The organism is Streptomyces sp. NPDC052079, from assembly GCF_040680275.1.
Taxonomy (GTDB): domain Bacteria; phylum Actinomycetota; class Actinomycetes; order Streptomycetales; family Streptomycetaceae; genus Streptomyces.
In genome coordinates this window covers 62,105-78,834 of the sequence record NZ_JBFAWL010000002.1, presented here as the reverse complement: position 1 = coordinate 78,834, position 16,730 = coordinate 62,105, and the positions used below count along the sequence as shown (strand labels likewise).

General features: G+C 70.9%; 14 protein-coding genes. 9 read left to right on the top strand and 5 right to left on the bottom strand.

Translation table 11 applies throughout. The annotated features are described in order from the left end of the window. Positions 1–15 precede the first annotated feature (15 nt). Both AB0L56_RS04795 and AB0L56_RS04790 read left to right on the top strand, forming a co-directional pair. On the top strand, positions 16–990 hold the full coding sequence (locus AB0L56_RS04795) for an ATP-binding cassette domain-containing protein (RefSeq protein ID WP_365419007.1): 975 nt from the start codon (positions 16–18) through the stop codon (positions 988–990). Next, the gene (locus AB0L56_RS04790; protein WP_361035505.1) at positions 987–1,748 is read left to right on the top strand and encodes an ABC transporter permease; all 762 of its coding nucleotides are present in this window, start codon (positions 987–989) and stop codon (positions 1,746–1,748) included. Before AB0L56_RS04795 ends, AB0L56_RS04790 begins: the two co-directional genes overlap by 4 nt. Before the next feature lie 98 nt (positions 1,749–1,846). Here AB0L56_RS04790 and AB0L56_RS04785 read toward each other — a convergent pair whose 3' ends face one another. The 3 genes from AB0L56_RS04785 to AB0L56_RS04775 all read right to left on the bottom strand — a co-directional run bounded on the left by AB0L56_RS04785 (position 1,847) and on the right by AB0L56_RS04775 (position 5,259). Next, the gene (locus AB0L56_RS04785; RefSeq protein ID WP_365419004.1) at positions 1,847–2,278 is read right to left on the bottom strand and encodes a hypothetical protein; all 432 of its coding nucleotides are present in this window, start codon (positions 2,276–2,278) and stop codon (positions 1,847–1,849) included. 230 nt (positions 2,279–2,508) lie between these two features. Next, complete coding sequence (locus tag AB0L56_RS04780; RefSeq protein ID WP_365419001.1) at positions 2,509–3,906, bottom strand: glutamate decarboxylase; 1,398 nt, start codon at positions 3,904–3,906, stop codon at positions 2,509–2,511. 66 nt (positions 3,907–3,972) lie between these two features. Then, the gene (locus tag AB0L56_RS04775; RefSeq protein ID WP_365418998.1) at positions 3,973–5,259 is read right to left on the bottom strand and encodes an ion channel protein; all 1,287 of its coding nucleotides are present in this window, start codon (positions 5,257–5,259) and stop codon (positions 3,973–3,975) included. Positions 5,260–5,359: 100 nt separating this feature from the next. Here AB0L56_RS04775 and AB0L56_RS04770 point away from each other — a divergent pair, with 100 nt between their 5' ends. Continuing rightward, a complete protein-coding gene (locus tag AB0L56_RS04770) occupies positions 5,360–6,121 on the top strand; it encodes a MerR family transcriptional regulator (protein WP_365418995.1) in 762 nt (253 codons plus the stop codon). 192 nt (positions 6,122–6,313) lie between these two features. Beyond that, entirely contained in the window at positions 6,314–7,162 is an 849-nt protein-coding gene (locus AB0L56_RS04765; RefSeq protein ID WP_361035520.1) for a VTT domain-containing protein, read from the top strand. A 39-nt stretch (positions 7,163–7,201) separates the two neighbouring features. On the opposite strand, the gene AB0L56_RS04760 is transcribed toward AB0L56_RS04765, so the two are convergent. Then, complete coding sequence (locus AB0L56_RS04760) at positions 7,202–8,899, bottom strand: threonine/serine exporter family protein (protein ID WP_365418992.1); 1,698 nt, start codon at positions 8,897–8,899, stop codon at positions 7,202–7,204. A 164-nt stretch (positions 8,900–9,063) separates the two neighbouring features. Next, on the bottom strand, positions 9,064–9,555 hold the full coding sequence (locus tag AB0L56_RS04755; protein WP_030828087.1) for an inorganic diphosphatase: 492 nt from the start codon (positions 9,553–9,555) through the stop codon (positions 9,064–9,066). A 79-nt stretch (positions 9,556–9,634) separates the two neighbouring features. Here AB0L56_RS04755 and dacB point away from each other — a divergent pair, with 79 nt between their 5' ends. The 5 genes from dacB to ftsH all read left to right on the top strand — a co-directional run bounded on the left by dacB (position 9,635) and on the right by ftsH (position 16,667). Next, positions 9,635–11,257 carry a D-alanyl-D-alanine carboxypeptidase/D-alanyl-D-alanine-endopeptidase gene (dacB, locus tag AB0L56_RS04750; RefSeq protein WP_365418989.1) on the top strand — a complete coding sequence of 541 codons (1,623 nt, stop codon included), beginning with the start codon at positions 9,635–9,637 and terminating at the stop codon, positions 11,255–11,257. A gap of 194 nt (positions 11,258–11,451) precedes the next feature. Next, the gene (locus tag AB0L56_RS04745; RefSeq protein WP_361035531.1) at positions 11,452–12,588 is read left to right on the top strand and encodes a zinc-dependent metalloprotease; all 1,137 of its coding nucleotides are present in this window, start codon (positions 11,452–11,454) and stop codon (positions 12,586–12,588) included. A gap of 194 nt (positions 12,589–12,782) precedes the next feature. Beyond that, the gene (gene tilS / locus AB0L56_RS04740) at positions 12,783–13,808 is read left to right on the top strand and encodes a tRNA lysidine(34) synthetase TilS (RefSeq protein ID WP_361035534.1); all 1,026 of its coding nucleotides are present in this window, start codon (positions 12,783–12,785) and stop codon (positions 13,806–13,808) included. Between the two features lie 68 nt (positions 13,809–13,876). Next, on the top strand, positions 13,877–14,437 hold the full coding sequence (hpt, locus tag AB0L56_RS04735) for a hypoxanthine phosphoribosyltransferase (protein ID WP_361035629.1): 561 nt from the start codon (positions 13,877–13,879) through the stop codon (positions 14,435–14,437). 187 nt (positions 14,438–14,624) lie between these two features. Beyond that, on the top strand, positions 14,625–16,667 hold the full coding sequence (ftsH, locus tag AB0L56_RS04730) for an ATP-dependent zinc metalloprotease FtsH (protein ID WP_361035632.1): 2,043 nt from the start codon (positions 14,625–14,627) through the stop codon (positions 16,665–16,667). Positions 16,668–16,730: the final 63 nt, after the last annotated feature.

Genomic DNA, 16,730 nt, shown 5'->3' with positions numbered 1-16,730 from the left:
AACAAGGGAGTCCCTGTGGCCGACGCGGCGATCACCGTCGAGGAAGCACGCAAGACATACGGCGGAAGCGGCGGTGGAAACGGCAGCCCCGCACTGGACGGGCTCGACCTCACGGTCTGGCGCGGCACGGTGCACGCGGTGCTCGGGCCCAACGGCGCGGGCAAGACCACCCTGGTGAGGATCCTCGCCACCCTGCTGCGCCCCGACGCGGGCCGCATCGAGGTGGCGGGGCACGACGTCGTGCGCGAGGCGTACGCCGTACGGCTGCGCATCGGCCTGCTCGGCCAGCACGCGGCGCTCGACGAGGAACTCGGCGGCCGGCAGAACCTGGAACTGTTCGGCCGGCTGCACCACCTGGGCGCGCGGCGCGCACGCGCGCGTGCGGACGAACTGCTGGAGCGCTTCGACCTCTCCGGCACCGGGTCCAAGGCGGTCAAGCAGTACAGCGGCGGGATGCGGCGCCGCCTCGACCTCGCCGCATCCCTGATCACCGAACCGGAGGTGCTCTTTCTGGACGAACCGACCACGGGCCTCGATCCGCGCGGCCGCGCGGAGGTGTGGGACTCCGTCCGCTCCCTGGTCGGCGGCGGCACGACGGTCCTGCTCACCACCCAGTACCTGGAGGAGGCCGACCAGCTCGCCGACCGCATCAGCGTGGTGGACGCCGGCCGCGTCATTGCCGACGGCACGGCCGACGAACTCAAGGCGGCCATCGGCGGCGACCGCATCGACGTCGTGCTGCGGGACGCCGGGCACCTGGGCGCGGCCGTCGCCCTGCTGCCCGTACCGAAGGACGCGGTCACGGTGGACACCGACCGGCGGCTGCTGAGCGCCCCGGTGACCGACCGCATGGCCGCCCTCACCGGGGTCGTCCGCGCGCTGCAGGACGCGGGCATCGAGGCCGAGGACATCGCCCTGCGCCGGCCCACGCTCGACGAGGTGTTCCTCCATCTGACCGGGCCCGACAACCGAACGAAGGAGGCCGTATGACCACCTACGCGCTGACCGACTCCTGGACCATGACCCGGCGCGAACTCGCCCGCTGGGGGCGGCAGCCCGTCGCGGTCGTCGTGAACCTGGTCTTCCCGGTGATGCTGCTGCTGATGTTCGGCTACCTGGTCGGCGGCGGCCGGGGCGTGAGCGGCGCCTACCTCGACTTCCTGGTGCCCGGCATGCTCGCGCTCACCATGGCCTTCGGCCTGGAGGGCACGATGGTCGCCGTCACCCAGGACCTCAACAAGGGCGTCATCGACCGCTTCCGCTCCATGCCCATGGCCAACGGCGCGGTCCTCGTCGGGCGTTCCGCCGCCGACATGCTCCAGTCGGCGCTCGGCCTGGCGGTGCTGCTCGCCGTCGCCGCCGCGCTCGGCTGGCGCACCCATGGCGGCCCGGCGGGCTTCCTGGGCGCCGTGGGACTGCTCCTGCTGCTCCGGTTCGCCATGCTGTGGATCGGCATCCACCTGGCGCTGGTGGCCGGGAAACCGGAGATGGTGCAGGCCGTGCAGATCCTGGTCTGGCCGGTCGGCTTCCTGTCCAACGCCTTCGCCGAACCGAAGTCCATGCCCGACTGGCTGGGCACGGTCGTCCAGTGGAACCCCCTCTCCCAGACCGCCACGGCCGTACGCGACCTCTTCGGCAGCCCCGGCGGCGAACCGGGCCACGCCTGGGCCGCCATCGCCTGGCCGCTCGCGCTCCTCGCGGTGTTCTTCCCACTGGCGGTACGCCGGTTCGCGCGGCTCAGCCGGTGAACGGAACGGTGCCTCTCCGCTCGGCCGGGAGAGGCACCACGGTTCCGCTGGGGGCTACGGGCCCTTCCATGCCCCCGTGGCCGCCTGCGCCCGGCGGATCAGGTGTGGGACCACCCCGTGCCCCAGCAGTTGTCGGTGGACTTCGTGGGTACGTCGAACTCGCAGAGTTCGTAGGTGATCTGGCCGTTTTCCTCGAAACTCTTGTTGACGTTCGTCCAGCCGGCGGCCTTGCCGTGGTCGTTGTAGATCACACCGCTGCGGCTCGGGTAGCCCGGGTTGCTGTACCACCACTTGATGGCGACGGGGAGGCCGTCAGCGTCCTCGTCCTTGAGCCAGAACCGTTCACCGTACGGCTCGAAGCAGGCGGTGGCGTTCCAGTCGCTGAGCCCACAGGCCCGGGAATCCGGACCGCTCCCGCCGACCACGTTCGCTCGCTGAACACCGTCGGCCGCAGAGGCCGGTGAGCCGGCCAGGGCCAGGACAAGCGCGGCACCGAACAGCCCGCTCGCAAAAGTCCGTCCTACGCGCACGATTGCTCCCCCTCCGAAATGGATGATCACGTACCTGACTGTTGCCGGACCGCGGAGCAGCCGCACCGCGGACCGCTTCCGGATCCGGCTGGGTGCAGCTCCTGACCGACAGCCTCAAGATTGTCGGCGAGTGGGAGGAAAGCCAGCAGATACGGCTGTCCCGGACAGGGGAGGGGCTGTCCGGCGTGGTCGGAGCCCTGTCCGGGACAGGCTGCCGCAGTGCGGACCGGTCAGTGGTGGAAGCCGGTGGCCGCGTTTCTGTCGTGGGTGAGGGGGCCCGGCTGGCGGCGCAGGTCCGGCAGGAGGCGGTTCAGGTCCTCGGCGAACATGTCCGCGAGGTCCTCCGAGAAGCCGTTGCGGCACACCACCCGCAGCACCGAGAGGTCCTCGCGGTTCGCCGGGAAGGTGTACGCGGGCACCAGCCAGCCGTGCTCCCGCATCCGCCGGGACACGTCGAAGACGTCGTACGCCGAAACCTCCGGCGCGGTGGTGAACGCGAACACCGGGAGCTGGTCGCCCCGGGTGAGCAGCCGGAAGTCGCCCGTCGCCTCGATGCGTTCACTCAAGCCCCGCGCGACATCCCGCGCGGCCTGCTGCACCGCGTGGTAGCCCTCCCGGCCGAGCCGCAGGAAGGTGTAGTACTGGGCCACGACCTGGGCGCCCGGGCGGGAGAAGTTCAGCGCGAAGGTGGGCATGTCGCCGCCCAGGTAGTCCACCCGGAAGACCAGCTCCTCCGGCAGCGCGTCCGCGTCCCGCCACAGCGCCCATCCGACACCCGGGTACACCAGCCCGTACTTGTGCCCCGAGGTGTTGATCGACGCCACGCGCGGAAGGCGGAAGTCCCACACCAGGTCCTCGTCGAGGAAGGGCGCGATCATCCCGCCGGACGCCCCGTCGACGTGCACGGGGATGTCGAGGCCGGTGCGCTCCTGGAGCCCGTCCAGCGCCGCGCACAGCTCCGCGATCGGTTCGTAGGACCCGTCGAAGGTGGAGCCCAGGACGCCGACGACCCCGATGGTGTTCTCGTCGCACAGCTCGGCGGCGGCCTGAGGATCGAGGTGGAACCGTTCGCCCTCCATGGGCACCTGACGCGCCTCCACCTCCCAGAAGGTGCAGAACTTGTCCCAGCAGACCTGGACGTTGACGCCCATGACGAGATTCGGCCGGGCCTCCCGCGCGGGAGCGCGCCGGCTCCAGCGCCGCTTCAACGCCATCCCGGCGAGCATGCACGCCTCGCTCGAACCGGTCGTCGAACAGCCCACGGCCGCCGACGGATCGGGCGCGTGCCACAGATCGGCGAGCATCGCCACACAGCGCCGCTCCAGCTCGGCCGTGCGCGGGTACTCGTCCTTGTCGATCATGTTCTTGTCCCGGCACTCCGCCATCAGGACACCGGCCTCCGGCTCCATCCACGTGGTCACGAAGGTGGCGAGGTTCAGCCGCGCGTTGCCGTCCAGCATCAGTTCGTCGTGCACCAGCTGATACGCCGTCGAGGGCGCCATGGGCGCGGCGGGCATCCGGTGCCGGGGCGGCGCCTCGGTCATGTCCCCGACCGGGTTCGCCGGCCCCACGAAGGGGTTGACGGACATGGGGCGCTCGTCGTGCTGCGTGGCTCTGTGGAGCGGCATGGCTGACTCCGTGGTGCGGTGTCGGGGATCCCGTGAGGGCCGTACGGATCCATGGACGGCCGCTGCTCACCGGACGGCCGTTCCGTCCGGCCGCAGCTGCATATGGGGGCGGCCCGTGACCAGCAGCCAGGCCGGCAGGGAGGCGACGCACAGCAGCGCCAGAATCCCGGGGGCGGCGACCAGGACGGCGGCGACGAACAGGCTCACCCAGCCCTGCCGCGTGATGGCCAGCAGGATCCCCAGGACGGCCGCCGACACGCCCACCGCCGGATGCACCCCGGGCACCACGGCGTGCGTGCACAGTCCCAGCGCCGTGCCCACGAACACGGCAGGGAAGATCCGCCCGCCGCGGAAGCCGCAGGACGCGGCGACGAGCAGCGCCGCCAGCTTCACCACCGCCATCGTGGCGAACTCGCCCGCCGTCCAGCCGTCCGGATCGCGCGCCAGTTCCGCGATCTCGTCGAGCCCCTTGAACAGCGTCAGATGCCCACCCAGGGCCGCAAGGGCGCCCAGCACCACACCGCCGGCCGGAAGCATCAGCATCGGATGCCGCAGCCGCGCGAAGGCCCCGTGGACGTACGGGAAGGCGTAGACGGCCAGCATGCCGAGCGCCGCGCCCGCCGAGGCCACCACCAGCGACGCCAGCAGGTCGCCCCAGCCGGGCCGCCCGAACGGCGGCAGAGGGAGATCGAAGCTCGGCTGCGACACCAGCGAGGCGGTGAGCGCACCCGCCCCGGCGGCCAGCAGCGGCGCGAAGAGGCTGTCCCACAGCTGCCCCTTGATCCGCTGCCCGGCCAGCGCCTCCGAGATGACCAGGGCGGCGGCCACCGGCGTACCGAACAGCGCACCGATCGTCCCGGCCTCCGCCAGCGCCACCCAGCCGCGCTCCCCCGTCTGCGGAAAGGCCCGGAGGCCCGCCCACACCGCCAGCGAGACGTTCACGGCGATGATCGGGTTCTCGGGCCCCAGGCTCGGCCCGCCGGCCAGCACGAGCGCGGTCGCCAGCAGCAGCCCCGGCAGCACCCCGAGCGGCAGCACCGGCGCGTCGAGGCCGGTGGTCGCGGGGTCGGGGCCCGCATGGCCCGGGGCCTTCCACACCACCAGGCCGACCGCTACTCCGGTGGCGAACAGCATCACGAACATCCACAGCACGGAGTACCGGCCGACGCCGAGGGCGTCGGGCAGGGTCTGCCAGAGGACGTCCTGTAACTCCTCCGCCGCCGTACTCACCCCGAGCAGGACCAGACTCGTCCCCACGCCCACCAGCAGGGCCGGAACGATGGTCGGCAGCAGGGCGCGCGCCGCGGTCGCCGCAGGGGCGGGGGGTGCGGGCTGCGCGCTGTCCTGGGCCACGCGCACACGATAAACGGATCAGACGGACAAATCGGGAACCCGCTTGCACCTCACGTCGCGTAAGGACCCAGGCTGGACCGCGGAAGGGAAAGGAGCGGAAGTGAGCTACTCCGTGGGACAGGTGGCCGGCTTCGCCGGCGTCACGGTGCGCACCCTGCACCACTACGACGGCATCGGCCTGCTCGTGCCCGGCGAGCGCAGCGGGGCCGGGCACCGGCGCTACAGCGACGCCGACCTCGACCGGCTGCAGCAGATCCTGTTCTACCGCGAGCTCGGCTTCCCGCTCGAGGAGGTCGCCGTCCTGCTCGACGACCCGGACGCGGACCCGCGCGCACACTTGCGCCGCCGGCACGAGGTGCTGACCGTCCGGATCGAGAGACTGCGGAAGATGGCGGCGGCCGTGGAACAGGCCATGGAGGCACGCAGGATGGGGATCAATCTGACACCCGAGGAGAAATTCGAGGTGTTCGGGGACTTCGACCCGGATGCCTACGAGGAGGAGGTGCAGGAGCGCTGGGGCAACACCGACGCCTACCGTCAGTCGCAGCAGCGGACGGCCTCCTACACCAAGGAGGACTGGCAGCGGATCCAGCGCGAGTCCGACGAGCTCACCCGGCGTTTCGTCGGGCTGATGGAGGCGGGCGAGCCGGCGGACTCCGAGGCGGCGATGGACGCCGCCGAGGCCCACCGCCAGGGAATTTCCCGGAACTACTACGAGTGCGGACACGAGATGCACACCCGCCTGGGCGACATGTGCGTCACCGACGAACGTTTCACGCGAAACATCGACCAGGCGAAGCCCGGTCTCGCCGCCTATATGCGGGACGCGTTCCTCGCCAACGCCATCAGATACACCTCCTGAGCCGGTCGTGGCCCGGCTCTCGTCCGGGCCACGACCAGCACGGATGCCCCTCGGCGCCGGATCGCGGCTTTCTCCGGGGACGAGGACGGTGCATGCTGGGGTACCCCCGCGGAACCTGGGCGTCGACGGCTGCGTTCATAATTTGGGCAGCCAGCCCAGCCCGTACCTCCCAGCTGCAGGAGCCACATCCCCGTGACCACGCTTGCGCTCGGCCCTGAGTGGCTGAGCCCGGACTACCTGATCGAGACGTTCAGCCTCCCCGGCATCCTCCTGATCGTCTTCGCGGAATCCGGACTCTTCGCATTCCTGCCCGGCGACTCCCTGCTGTTCACGGCGGGTCTCTTCGTGGCTGAGGGCAACTACATCAGCCAGCCGCTGTGGCTGGTGTGCACACTGATCGTGCTGGCCGCCGTCATCGGCGACCAAGTCGGCTACATGATCGGCAAGTTCTTCGGGCCCAAGCTGTTCAACCGGCCCAACTCCAAGCTCTTCAAACAGGAGAACCTGGAGAAGGCCCACGAGTTCATGGAGAAGTACGGCCCCAAGGCGATCGTCCTGGCCCGCTTCGTCCCGATCGTGCGCACCTTCGCCCCCATCGTGGCGGGCGCCGGCCGCATGAAGTACCGCACGTTCCTCACGTACAACGTCATCGGCGGTGTCGCCTGGGGCTGCGGCGTCACCTGTGCGGGCTACTGGCTCGGGCAGATCGAACTCATCAAGACGAACATCGAGCCGATCCTCGTCCTGATCGTCCTGATCTCCGTGGTGCCGATCATCATCGAGTACCTGCGCGAGCGCCGGAAGAACAAGCGCGCCGCTGCCGAGGCCCCGGCCGCCGCCGTCCCGCATCACCCCCAGGCGGTGATGGACGACGCCACCACCCAGCTGCGCCGCATCACCCCGGACACCCCGCCGCCGCCCCAGCAGCACTACGGCAACGGCAACCAGGGCGGCTACCCGCAGCAGCGGCCCCAGCAGCCGTACGGCAACGACCAGTACCACGACCGGAACCAGCAGCAGCCGTACAACCGCGGCTACTGAGGCGCCCCTGGAGGCGCCGGGACCAGAAGGGCGCAGGCGTCAGAAGCCGCGCGTCCGCTTGGCCGCCCGGCGCTTCTCCGGGGAACCGATCCGCAGGAACATGCGGGAGATCTCCGACCCGAGGTTCACCCCGATCGCGATGGCCATGGCCAGTGCCACGGCCTTCGTGAGGGACGTCAGACCCGAGTCGACCTCGTTCTGCGCGATGCCCAGCAGACCGAAGTACGTGGCCGAACCGGGCAGCAGCGGCCCGATCGCCGCCGTGGTGTACGGCAGCGCGGACGCGAACCGGTAGCGGGCCAGCAACTGCCCGAACAGGCCCACCACGCCCGCCGCCACGGCCGTGGACGCCACCGGCGAGATGCCGCCCGTGTAGTGCATCGCACCGAACACCACCCAGGCGACCCCGCCGTTCAGCGTCACCATCAGCACGGTGGACCGTTCCTGCTGGAGCAGCACGGCGAAGGCGAGCGCCAGCGCCAGCGACGCGGCGATCTGCAGCATCGGATGCGGGTCGCCGACGAGCGCCGCGTCCGGGTTCAGGTTGGCGCCCAGCTGCACGCCGAAATACAGCACCGTGAGCACCCCGATCACGATGGCCACAAAGAAGTACAGCACCTCCAGCAGACGCGCGGACGCCGTGATGTAGAAGCCGGTCAGACCGTCCTGCACGCCCGCCACCAGCGCCCGCCCGGGCAGCAGGGCGAACAGTCCACCGGTGATCACCGCGGACGCCTTCACGTCCGCGTGCGTCAGCGTCAGCGCCACCCCGATCGCGGCCGGCGGCATCGCGGCGGCCGTGAACTGGTAGAACTCCGGCAGTCCCCGCCCCGCGCACAGCCAGGCCAGCCGGTCGCCGAGCATCGCGCCGATCGCCGCGTAAACGAACACCAGGAAGCCACCGCCGACGAGCACCGAGGCCGCGCCCGCGAGGAGCCCGCTCGCCGCCGTCAGCGCCCAGCCGGAGTACGGGTGCCGGTTGCGGCGGATCTCCGCCAGCCGCCGGTAGGCCTCCTCCAGGGAGACGTGCGTCTCCTCGTCGCTGAGGTCGTCCACCAGCTGGTAGACGGCCGCCAGACGGGTGTAGTCGGGGCTGCGGCGCCGCACCGTGCGGGAGGCGGTCACCGGGTCGTCCACCAGGGACGGCTGGTAGGAGATCGCCAGCAGCGTGAAGGTGACGTTGGGCTCGCAGCGGTCCAGGCCGTAGGAGCGGCAGACGGCGAACATCGCCGCCTCGACGTCCTCGGCGCCCTCACCACCGGCCAGCAGCAGCTCCCCGATACGCAGGGTCAGGTCGAGCACGCGCGGCACGGCCGGGCCCGTCTCGTCCTGCCGCTGCGCCGGCTCCGGCGCCGGCCGTTCGGTCACCGGCATCCGCAGCATCGTGCGCATCCGGTCCTGCCACGGCACGTCCCGTGTGAGCCTGACCGCCGGCACACCGCTCGGCGGGGTGAACGACGGCGGCGGCTGCTTCGAGCTGTACGTACTGGGCGGGTTGAACGCCGAACCCTCGGACTCGGTGGACTGCGGCGGCGCCACCTCCAGGCCGTCCGGCACCGAGAACTCCGAGGTCGTCTCGGACTCCGTGTCCGACTTCGAGACCTCCAGCCCCTCGGGAAGCGCGAACTCGGACGTCGTCGACGCATCGCCCTCCGCCTGCGCCGCGACACCGGCGGGCGGCGTGAACGCACTCCTCGCCTCGTCCGTCTGCGGCTTGCGGTCCTCCGCGTCCGTCACTTGCCCTTCGCTCCCTGTACGTCACCGTCCGTAGGACCGTTCCCTTACCAGCCCCTCCTCTTGCCCCCTCCCATCGCCCCCTATTGCCTCAGTATGCGCACGCACGACAAAACGGGCCGCACGCGCGCGTACGGCCCGTTCTGCGTCTCGCAGCGGGGGAGGCCTCAGTGGCCGCCCGTCTCCTTGAAACGCTTGTAGGACCGCTCGATCTCGGCCTCGGCGTCCACCCGGCCCACCCAGTTGGCGCCCTCGACCGACTTGCCCGGCTCCAGGTCCTTGTAGACCTCGAAGAAGTGCTGGATCTCCAGGCGGTCGAACTCCGACACGTGGTGGATGTCGCGCAGGTGCTCCACACGCGGGTCCGTCGACGGGACACACAGCAGCTTGTCGTCGCCTCCGGCCTCGTCCGTCATGCGGAACATGCCGATCGCGCGGCAGCGGATCAGGCAGCCCGGGAACGTCGGCTCGTCCAGGATGACCAGCGCGTCCAGCGGGTCTCCGTCCTCGCCGAGGGTGTTCTCGACGAAGCCGTAGTCGGTCGGGTAGGCGGTCGAGGTGAAGAGCCGACGGTCCAGCCGGATCCGACCCGTCTCGTGGTCCACCTCGTACTTGTTCCGCGAACCCTTCGGGATCTCGATCGTGACGTCGAACTCCACCGGACGCTCCTCCCTGATCAGCACATAGTTCTGGTGATTAAGTGTCCCTCACGCAGGTGTGTGATCGCGAAAGGGGCTGGTGGTCGTGCCAGAGCTGAGGCCTTGGCGGGCCGCGAGACCGCATGTCGTGCGGATCGCGGACGCCGTACGGCAGCGTCTCGCCCGGGCCGCGGACAGCGTACGACCACGTCCGGGGCGCATCGCCGCGGCCCTCGGGCCACGGTCCGCACGGCCGGACCGGCCGGGATCACCGCGGGTCCCGCGGCCGAAGACCTGGCAGTTCACCGCGACCGCCGCCACCGCCGGTCTGGCGCTGGCCGCGGGAGTGGTGACCGCCGCCGGTCCCTGGGACTCCTCGGGTCAGCGTACGGCCGAGCGCCACCGGGCCGTGGCCCTGGAAGCCTCGCGTGGCGCAGATCACGGCGGCAGCCGCGCCCACGCCGGTACGCCGCCCCGGGGACCGCAGGCCGCCCCGCCGGCCGCCTCGGTGCTCACCGGCCTCGGCGGCACCGCCACCGCCGCCCGGTCCGCGCCCGCCGCGAAGAGCCTCGCCGGCGTACTCGGCCCGCTGCTGAAGTCCCCGGTCCTCGGCCGCCGCTCCGCGGCCGTCGTCGACGTGGCCACCGGCGAGCGGCTGTACGGCACCGGCTCCGACGACGCCCTGATCCCGGCCTCGACCACGAAGATCGCCACCGCCGTCGCCGCGCTCTCCGCGATGGGCCCCGACCACCGCCTCACCACCCGCGCGGTGTACGAACCCGACACCGAGGAGGTCGTCCTGGTCGGCGGCGGCGATCCCACGCTCACCGCCCGCAAGAAGACCCGGGGCCTCGCAGGGCTGCACGACCTCGCCGAGCGGACCGCGGCCGCCCTGGCCAAGCGCGGTGTGCGCGACGTGACGCTGTCCTACGACACGACCCTCTACAAGGGCGCCACGATGCACCCGATCGGGGTCAATCCGAACCTCTCCGCCGTCACCCCCCTGATGGTCGACGAGGCTCGCACCGACGACTCCACCAGCGGCCCCGCCCCGCGGGTCGCGGACCCGGCGGCCGACGCCGCCCGGAAGTTCGGCGAGCTCCTCGAGAAGCACGGCATCAAGGCCACTCCGCCCGGCCCGTCAAAGGCGAGCACCCGGGCCATCACTCTGGCCACGGTCGCCTCGCCCCCGCTCGCCGCCCTCGTCGAACGGATGCTGACCAACAGCGACAACGACCTCGCCGAGGCCCTCGCCCGGCACACCGCCCTCGCCACCGGAGGCACCGCCGACTTCGCCGGCGGGGGTGCGGCGATCATCGCCCGCCTCACGCACCTCGGTCTCCCCGTGAAGGGCGCCGGCATCGCCGTCAAGGACGGCAGCGGCCTGGACCGCCGCGACAAACTCACCGCCGACCTCCTCACCGCCCTGCTCGTCAAGGCCGGTGACCCCGCCCACCCCGAACTGCGCCCCGCCCTCACCGGCCTGCCCGTCGCCGGCTTCACCGGCACCCTCGCCGGCCGTTACACCGAGGGCGCGGCCGGCGTCGTACGCGCCAAGACCGGGACGCTCACCGGCGTGAACACTCTCGCGGGCACCGTCGTCGACAAGGACGGCCGCCTCCTGGCCTTCGCCTTCCTGGCGAACAACACCCCCGGCCCGGCAGCGGCCCAGACCGCCATGGACAAGGCCGCCACGGCCCTGGCAGCCTGCGGCTGCCGGTGACCGGAGCCGGTGACCTGAAAGGGCTCCGCCACGCGGGCGCACGGGGGTTCTGGGGGCGAAGCCCCGAGGGACGGGAGGGGAAGGGGCGGCGGGGGCGACAACCCGAATGCCCCACACCCCCACGGCCCCGCGACCGGCACCCCCGCCACCTCGCCGCCCTGCCCCGAACCGGGCCACTCACGTACCGTTGACGCATGACGAGCATCGGTGGTGCTGCCTCCTCCGGGATGGTCGACTGGAATCTCGCGGTCGCGACCGCGACCCGGCTCATGCGACCGGGCCCCGACGTGAGCCGTGACGAGGCCCGCGCCGTCGTCGCGGAACTGCGCAGGCACGCGCAGGCCTCGGAGGAACACGTCCGGGGCTTCACTCGTCTGGGCACCGAGGAGACCCACGACACCCCTCTCCTCGTCGTCGACCGCCCCGGCTGGGTCCGGGCCAACGTCGCCGGCTTCCGCGAACTCCTCAAGCCGCTTCTGGACAAGATGCAGGAACGCCGCGGCAGCGGCCCCGGCAACGCCGTCCTCGGCGCCGTCGGCGGCAAGGTCACCGGTGTGGAACTGGGCGTGCTGCTGTCGTTCCTCGCCTCCCGCGTCCTCGGCCAGTACGAGACCTTCGCCCCCGACACCCGCGACCTGCCGGCCGGCGCGAACGGCGGCGGACGGCTGCTGCTCGTCGCTCCCAACATCGTCCATGTCGAACGCGAACTCGATGTCGAACCGCACGACTTCCGCCTGTGGGTGACCCTCCACGAGGAGACCCACCGCACCCAGTTCACCGCCGTGCCCTGGCTGAGGGACCATCTGGAGGGCGAGATCCAGTCGTTTCTGGAGGAGACCGACGTCGACCCCATGACCGTCCTGGAACGCGTCCGCGAAGCCGCCCAGTCGCTCGTCGGCGGGCGCCCCGAGGGCGAGGAGGGCGAGGAGGAGGGCCGCTCCCTCGTCGAAATCGTGCAGACGCCCGCGCAGCGCGAGATCCTTGCCCGGCTCACCGCCGTCATGTCACTGCTGGAGGGCCACGCCGACTTCGTGATGGACGGCGTGGGCCCCCAGGTCGTGCCGACCGTCGCCGAGATCCGGGAGAAGTTCCAACAGCGCCGGGCCAAAGGCGCCTCCCGCCTGGACATGGCCCTGCGCAAGCTGCTCGGCCTGGACGCCAAGCTCCGGCAGTACCGCGACGGCGAACGCTTTGTGCGTGCGGTCGTCGAGGAGGTGGGCATGGACGGCTTCAACCGGGTGTGGACCTCCCCCAACACGCTCCCGACCAAGGCGGAGATCTCCAAACCCGCGGACTGGATCGCCCGGGTGCACCGCAAACCGGAAGCGTGAGCCCCGCGCTCCCTGTCATGCGACGGATCCGGCCGATGGCAGACGGGCGCCCCTCCAATCACCCGTCCGAGGGACCGTGGGCCCTGGGCAGGCGTGCAATGCTCGGGGAACGGCCCGGTTCTGTCACCATCTACACACTCTGCGTGACCGAACCTCGGGCTCACCCCCCGAAAACTTCATGAAGGGAACCGGACATGGGTCCCCATCCTGCGGTCGCGGCGATACGCCTGGCGGTCCGCCGCGTCCTGACCGACATCCTCGACGACCACGGCCGAACGCCCGGCCGGCATCCGCACGAGCGGCCCTCCTCCCCGCTCGTGCTGGTGGCCTGCTCCGGCGGCGCCGACTCCATGGCGCTCGCCTCCGCCCTCGCCTTCGAAGCCCCCCGGCTCGGCATCCGCGCCGGCGGCGTCACCGTCGACCACGGCCTCCAGGCCGGCTCCGACCTGCGCGCCGCCGAAGTCGTCGTGCGGCTGCGCGAACTCGGCCTCGATCCCGTCGAGTCCGTCGCCGTCACCGTCGGCCGCGACGGCGGACCCGAGGCCGCCGCCCGGGACGCCCGCTACGCCGCCCTGGACACCGCCGCCGAGCGGCACGGCGCCGCCGCCGTCCTGCTCGGCCACACCCGCGACGACCAGGCCGAGACCGTCCTGCTCGGCCTCGCCCGCGGCTCCGGCATCCGCTCCCTGTCCGGAATGGCCGCGGTCTCGGGGGCCGACGGCCGTTACCGGCGCCCCTTCCTTCAGCTCGACCGGCAGACCGCCCGCAAGGCCTGCATGGTCCAGTCCCTCCCCGTCTGGGACGACCCGCACAACGCCGACCCCGCCTACACCCGCTCCCGGCTCCGCCACGAGGGCCTGCCCGCCCTGGAGAAGGCCCTCGGCAAGGGCGTCGTCGAGGCCCTCGCCCGCACGGCCCAGCTCTCCCGCGACGACGCCGACGCCCTCGACGCATGGGCCGGCCGGGCCGAGGCCGGCGTCCGGGACGCCGACGGCCGCCTGGAATGTGCCGCACTGCACGCCCTGCCGCCCGCCGTGCGCCGCCGCGTACTGCGCCGCGCCGCCATCGAGGCCGGATCCCCGGCCGGTTCGCTGTTCGCCCGCCACATCGAGGAGGTCGACCGGCTGATCACCGGCTGGCACGGTCAGGGAGCCATCAATCTCCCCGGCCGGGTCGTCGCCCGCCGGCAGGGTGGCAGACTGGTGATTCGGCAGGGCTGAATCCGGACCCCACCGACCCGTACGAGTCGCGGGGCGGACCGGACCGGCCGGTAGGACGACCGAAAGTGATGCGGGTGGACGCGAAAGACATGGGTGCCGACCTCGAGAAGGTGCTCATCACCAAGGAAGAGATCGACGCCAAACTGACCGAGCTGGCGGCGAAGATCGACGCGGAGTACGCGGGCAAGGACCTGCTGATCGTCGGCGTGCTCAAGGGCGCGGTGATGGTGATGGCCGACCTCGCCCGGGCGCTGTCCACCCCCGTCACCATGGACTGGATGGCCGTATCCTCGTACGGGGCGGGCACCCAGTCCTCCGGTGTGGTACGGATCCTGAAGGACCTCGACACCGACATCAAGGGCCGCCACGTCCTGATCGTCGAGGACATCATCGACTCCGGACTGACCCTGTCCTGGCTGATCTCCAACCTCGGCTCGCGCGAGCCCGCCTCCCTCGAGGTGTGCACGCTGCTGCGCAAGCCCGAGGCCGCCAAGGTCGCCATCGACGTGGAATGGGTCGGCTTCGACATTCCCAACGAGTTCGTCGTCGGTTACGGCCTGGACTACGCCGAGAAGTACCGCAACCTTCCGTTCGTCGGTACGCTCGCCCCTCACGTCTACGGCGGCTGAACCCCGGGGCGCGGCCCGCCGTACTTGATCGGGAACCCCGGCGGGCTCCGCGGCGTTGGAGCATGCGTGGACGCGATTGCCGGCTGTCCCCCACAGCTTCGGGGGACAATGCTGGGGTACCGTCCGAAGAACAGCCTTTATCAAACTCACTATGGCAGGAGGGACGGGGCGGCACCGCTCCGTATGGATGGACGTGAAGCGATACTTCCGTGGGCCGGTCATGTGGATCGTGCTGGCCGTCCTTGCCGTGGTCGTGTTGATGCAGGTCGTCGGCTCGTCGGGCGGCTACAAGACGGTGGACACAGGCCAGGTCGTCCAGGCGATCAATGAGAACAGGGTCGAGCAGGCCAAGCTGACCACCGGCGACGAACAGACCATCAAGGTCCAGCTCAAGGACGGCCAGAAGGTCGAGGACAGCTCGAAGATCCAGGCGAGCTACATCGGCGATCAGGGCGTCACCATCGCCGCTACGCTGCAGGACAAGTTCCAGAACGAGCAGATCCCGGACGGCTACACGGTCTCGCCGTCCAAGCAGAACCCGTTCGTCAGCATTCTGCTGTCGCTGCTGCCGTTCGTCCTGATCGTGGTCGTCTTCCTGTTCCTGATGAATCAGATGCAGGGCGGCGGCTCCCGCGTCATGAACTTCGGCAAGTCCAAGGCCAAGCTCATCACCAAGGACACGCCCAAGACGACGTTCGCCGATGTCGCGGGCTCCGACGAGGCCGTCGAGGAGCTCCACGAGATCAAGGAGTTCCTGCAGGAGCCGGCGAAGTTCCAGGCCGTCGGCGCCAAGATCCCCAAGGGTGTGCTGCTGTACGGCCCGCCCGGAACCGGCAAGACCCTGCTCGCACGTGCCGTCGCGGGCGAGGCCGGGGTGCCGTTCTACTCGATCTCCGGCTCCGACTTCGTCGAGATGTTCGTCGGTGTCGGTGCCTCCCGGGTCCGTGACCTGTTCGAGCAGGCGAAGGCCAACGCCCCGGCGATCGTCTTCGTCGACGAGATCGACGCGGTCGGCCGTCACCGCGGCGCCGGCCTCGGCGGCGGTCACGACGAGCGCGAGCAGACCCTGAACCAGCTCCTCGTCGAGATGGACGGCTTCGACGTCAAGGGCGGTGTGATCCTCATCGCCGCGACGAACCGGCCGGACATCCTCGACCCGGCCCTTCTGCGGCCCGGCCGCTTCGACCGCCAGATCGCGGTCGACCGCCCGGACATGCAGGGCCGGCTGGAGATCCTCAAGGTGCACCAGAAGGGCAAGCCGGTCGCCCCGGACGTCGACCTGTCGGCCGTCGCCCGCCGCACCCCCGGCATGACCGGTGCCGACCTGGCCAACGTGCTCAACGAGGCCGCGCTGCTGACCGCGCGCAGCGATCAGAAGCTGATCGACAACCACATGCTGGACGAGGCGATCGACCGTGTGGTGGCGGGCCCGCAGAAGCGGACCCGGATCATGTCGGACAAGGAGAAGAAGATCACCGCGTACCACGAGGGCGGACACGCCCTGGTCGCGGCGGCCTCACCGAACTCCGACCCGGTCCACAAGATCACCATCCTGTCGAGAGGCCGTGCCCTCGGCTACACCATGGTCCTGCCGGACGAGGACAAGTACTCCACCACGCGCAACGAGATGCTGGACCAGCTGGCCTACATGCTCGGCGGCCGCGCGGCGGAGGAGCTCGTCTTCCACGACCCGACCACCGGCGCCGCCAACGACATCGAGAAGGCCACCGGCCTGGCCCGCGCGATGGTCACGCAGTACGGCATGACCGAGCGTCTGGGTGCGATCAAGTTCGGCGGTGACAACAGCGAGCCGTTCCTCGGCCGTGAGATGGCTCACCAGCGGGACTACTCGGAAGAGGTCGCCGCGCTGGTCGACGAAGAGGTCAAGAAGCTCATCGAGACCGCGCACAACGAGGCATGGGAGATCCTGGTCGAGAACCGCGACGTCCTCGACAACCTCGTCCTGGCCCTCCTGGAGCGGGAGACGCTGGGCAAGGAGGAGATCGCCGAGATCTTCGCGCCGATCGTCAAGCGCCCGCCCAGGCCCGCCTGGACCGGCTCCTCGCGGCGTACGCCGTCCACCCGCCCGCCGGTCCTCTCTCCCAAGGAGCTGGCCCTCACCAACGGGGCGAACGGCGCGACGCCGGCCATCAGCACCGCCAAGAGCACCACGGCGGAGCCCGCCGGCCCTGCGTCGGAGCGGACCCCGGAGGAACGCCCGGAGAGCTGATCCAAGGCTCCCGGTCTGCCCCACCGGGCCCGGAATGGATGCCGTGCCCCCCTGGTTCTAGCC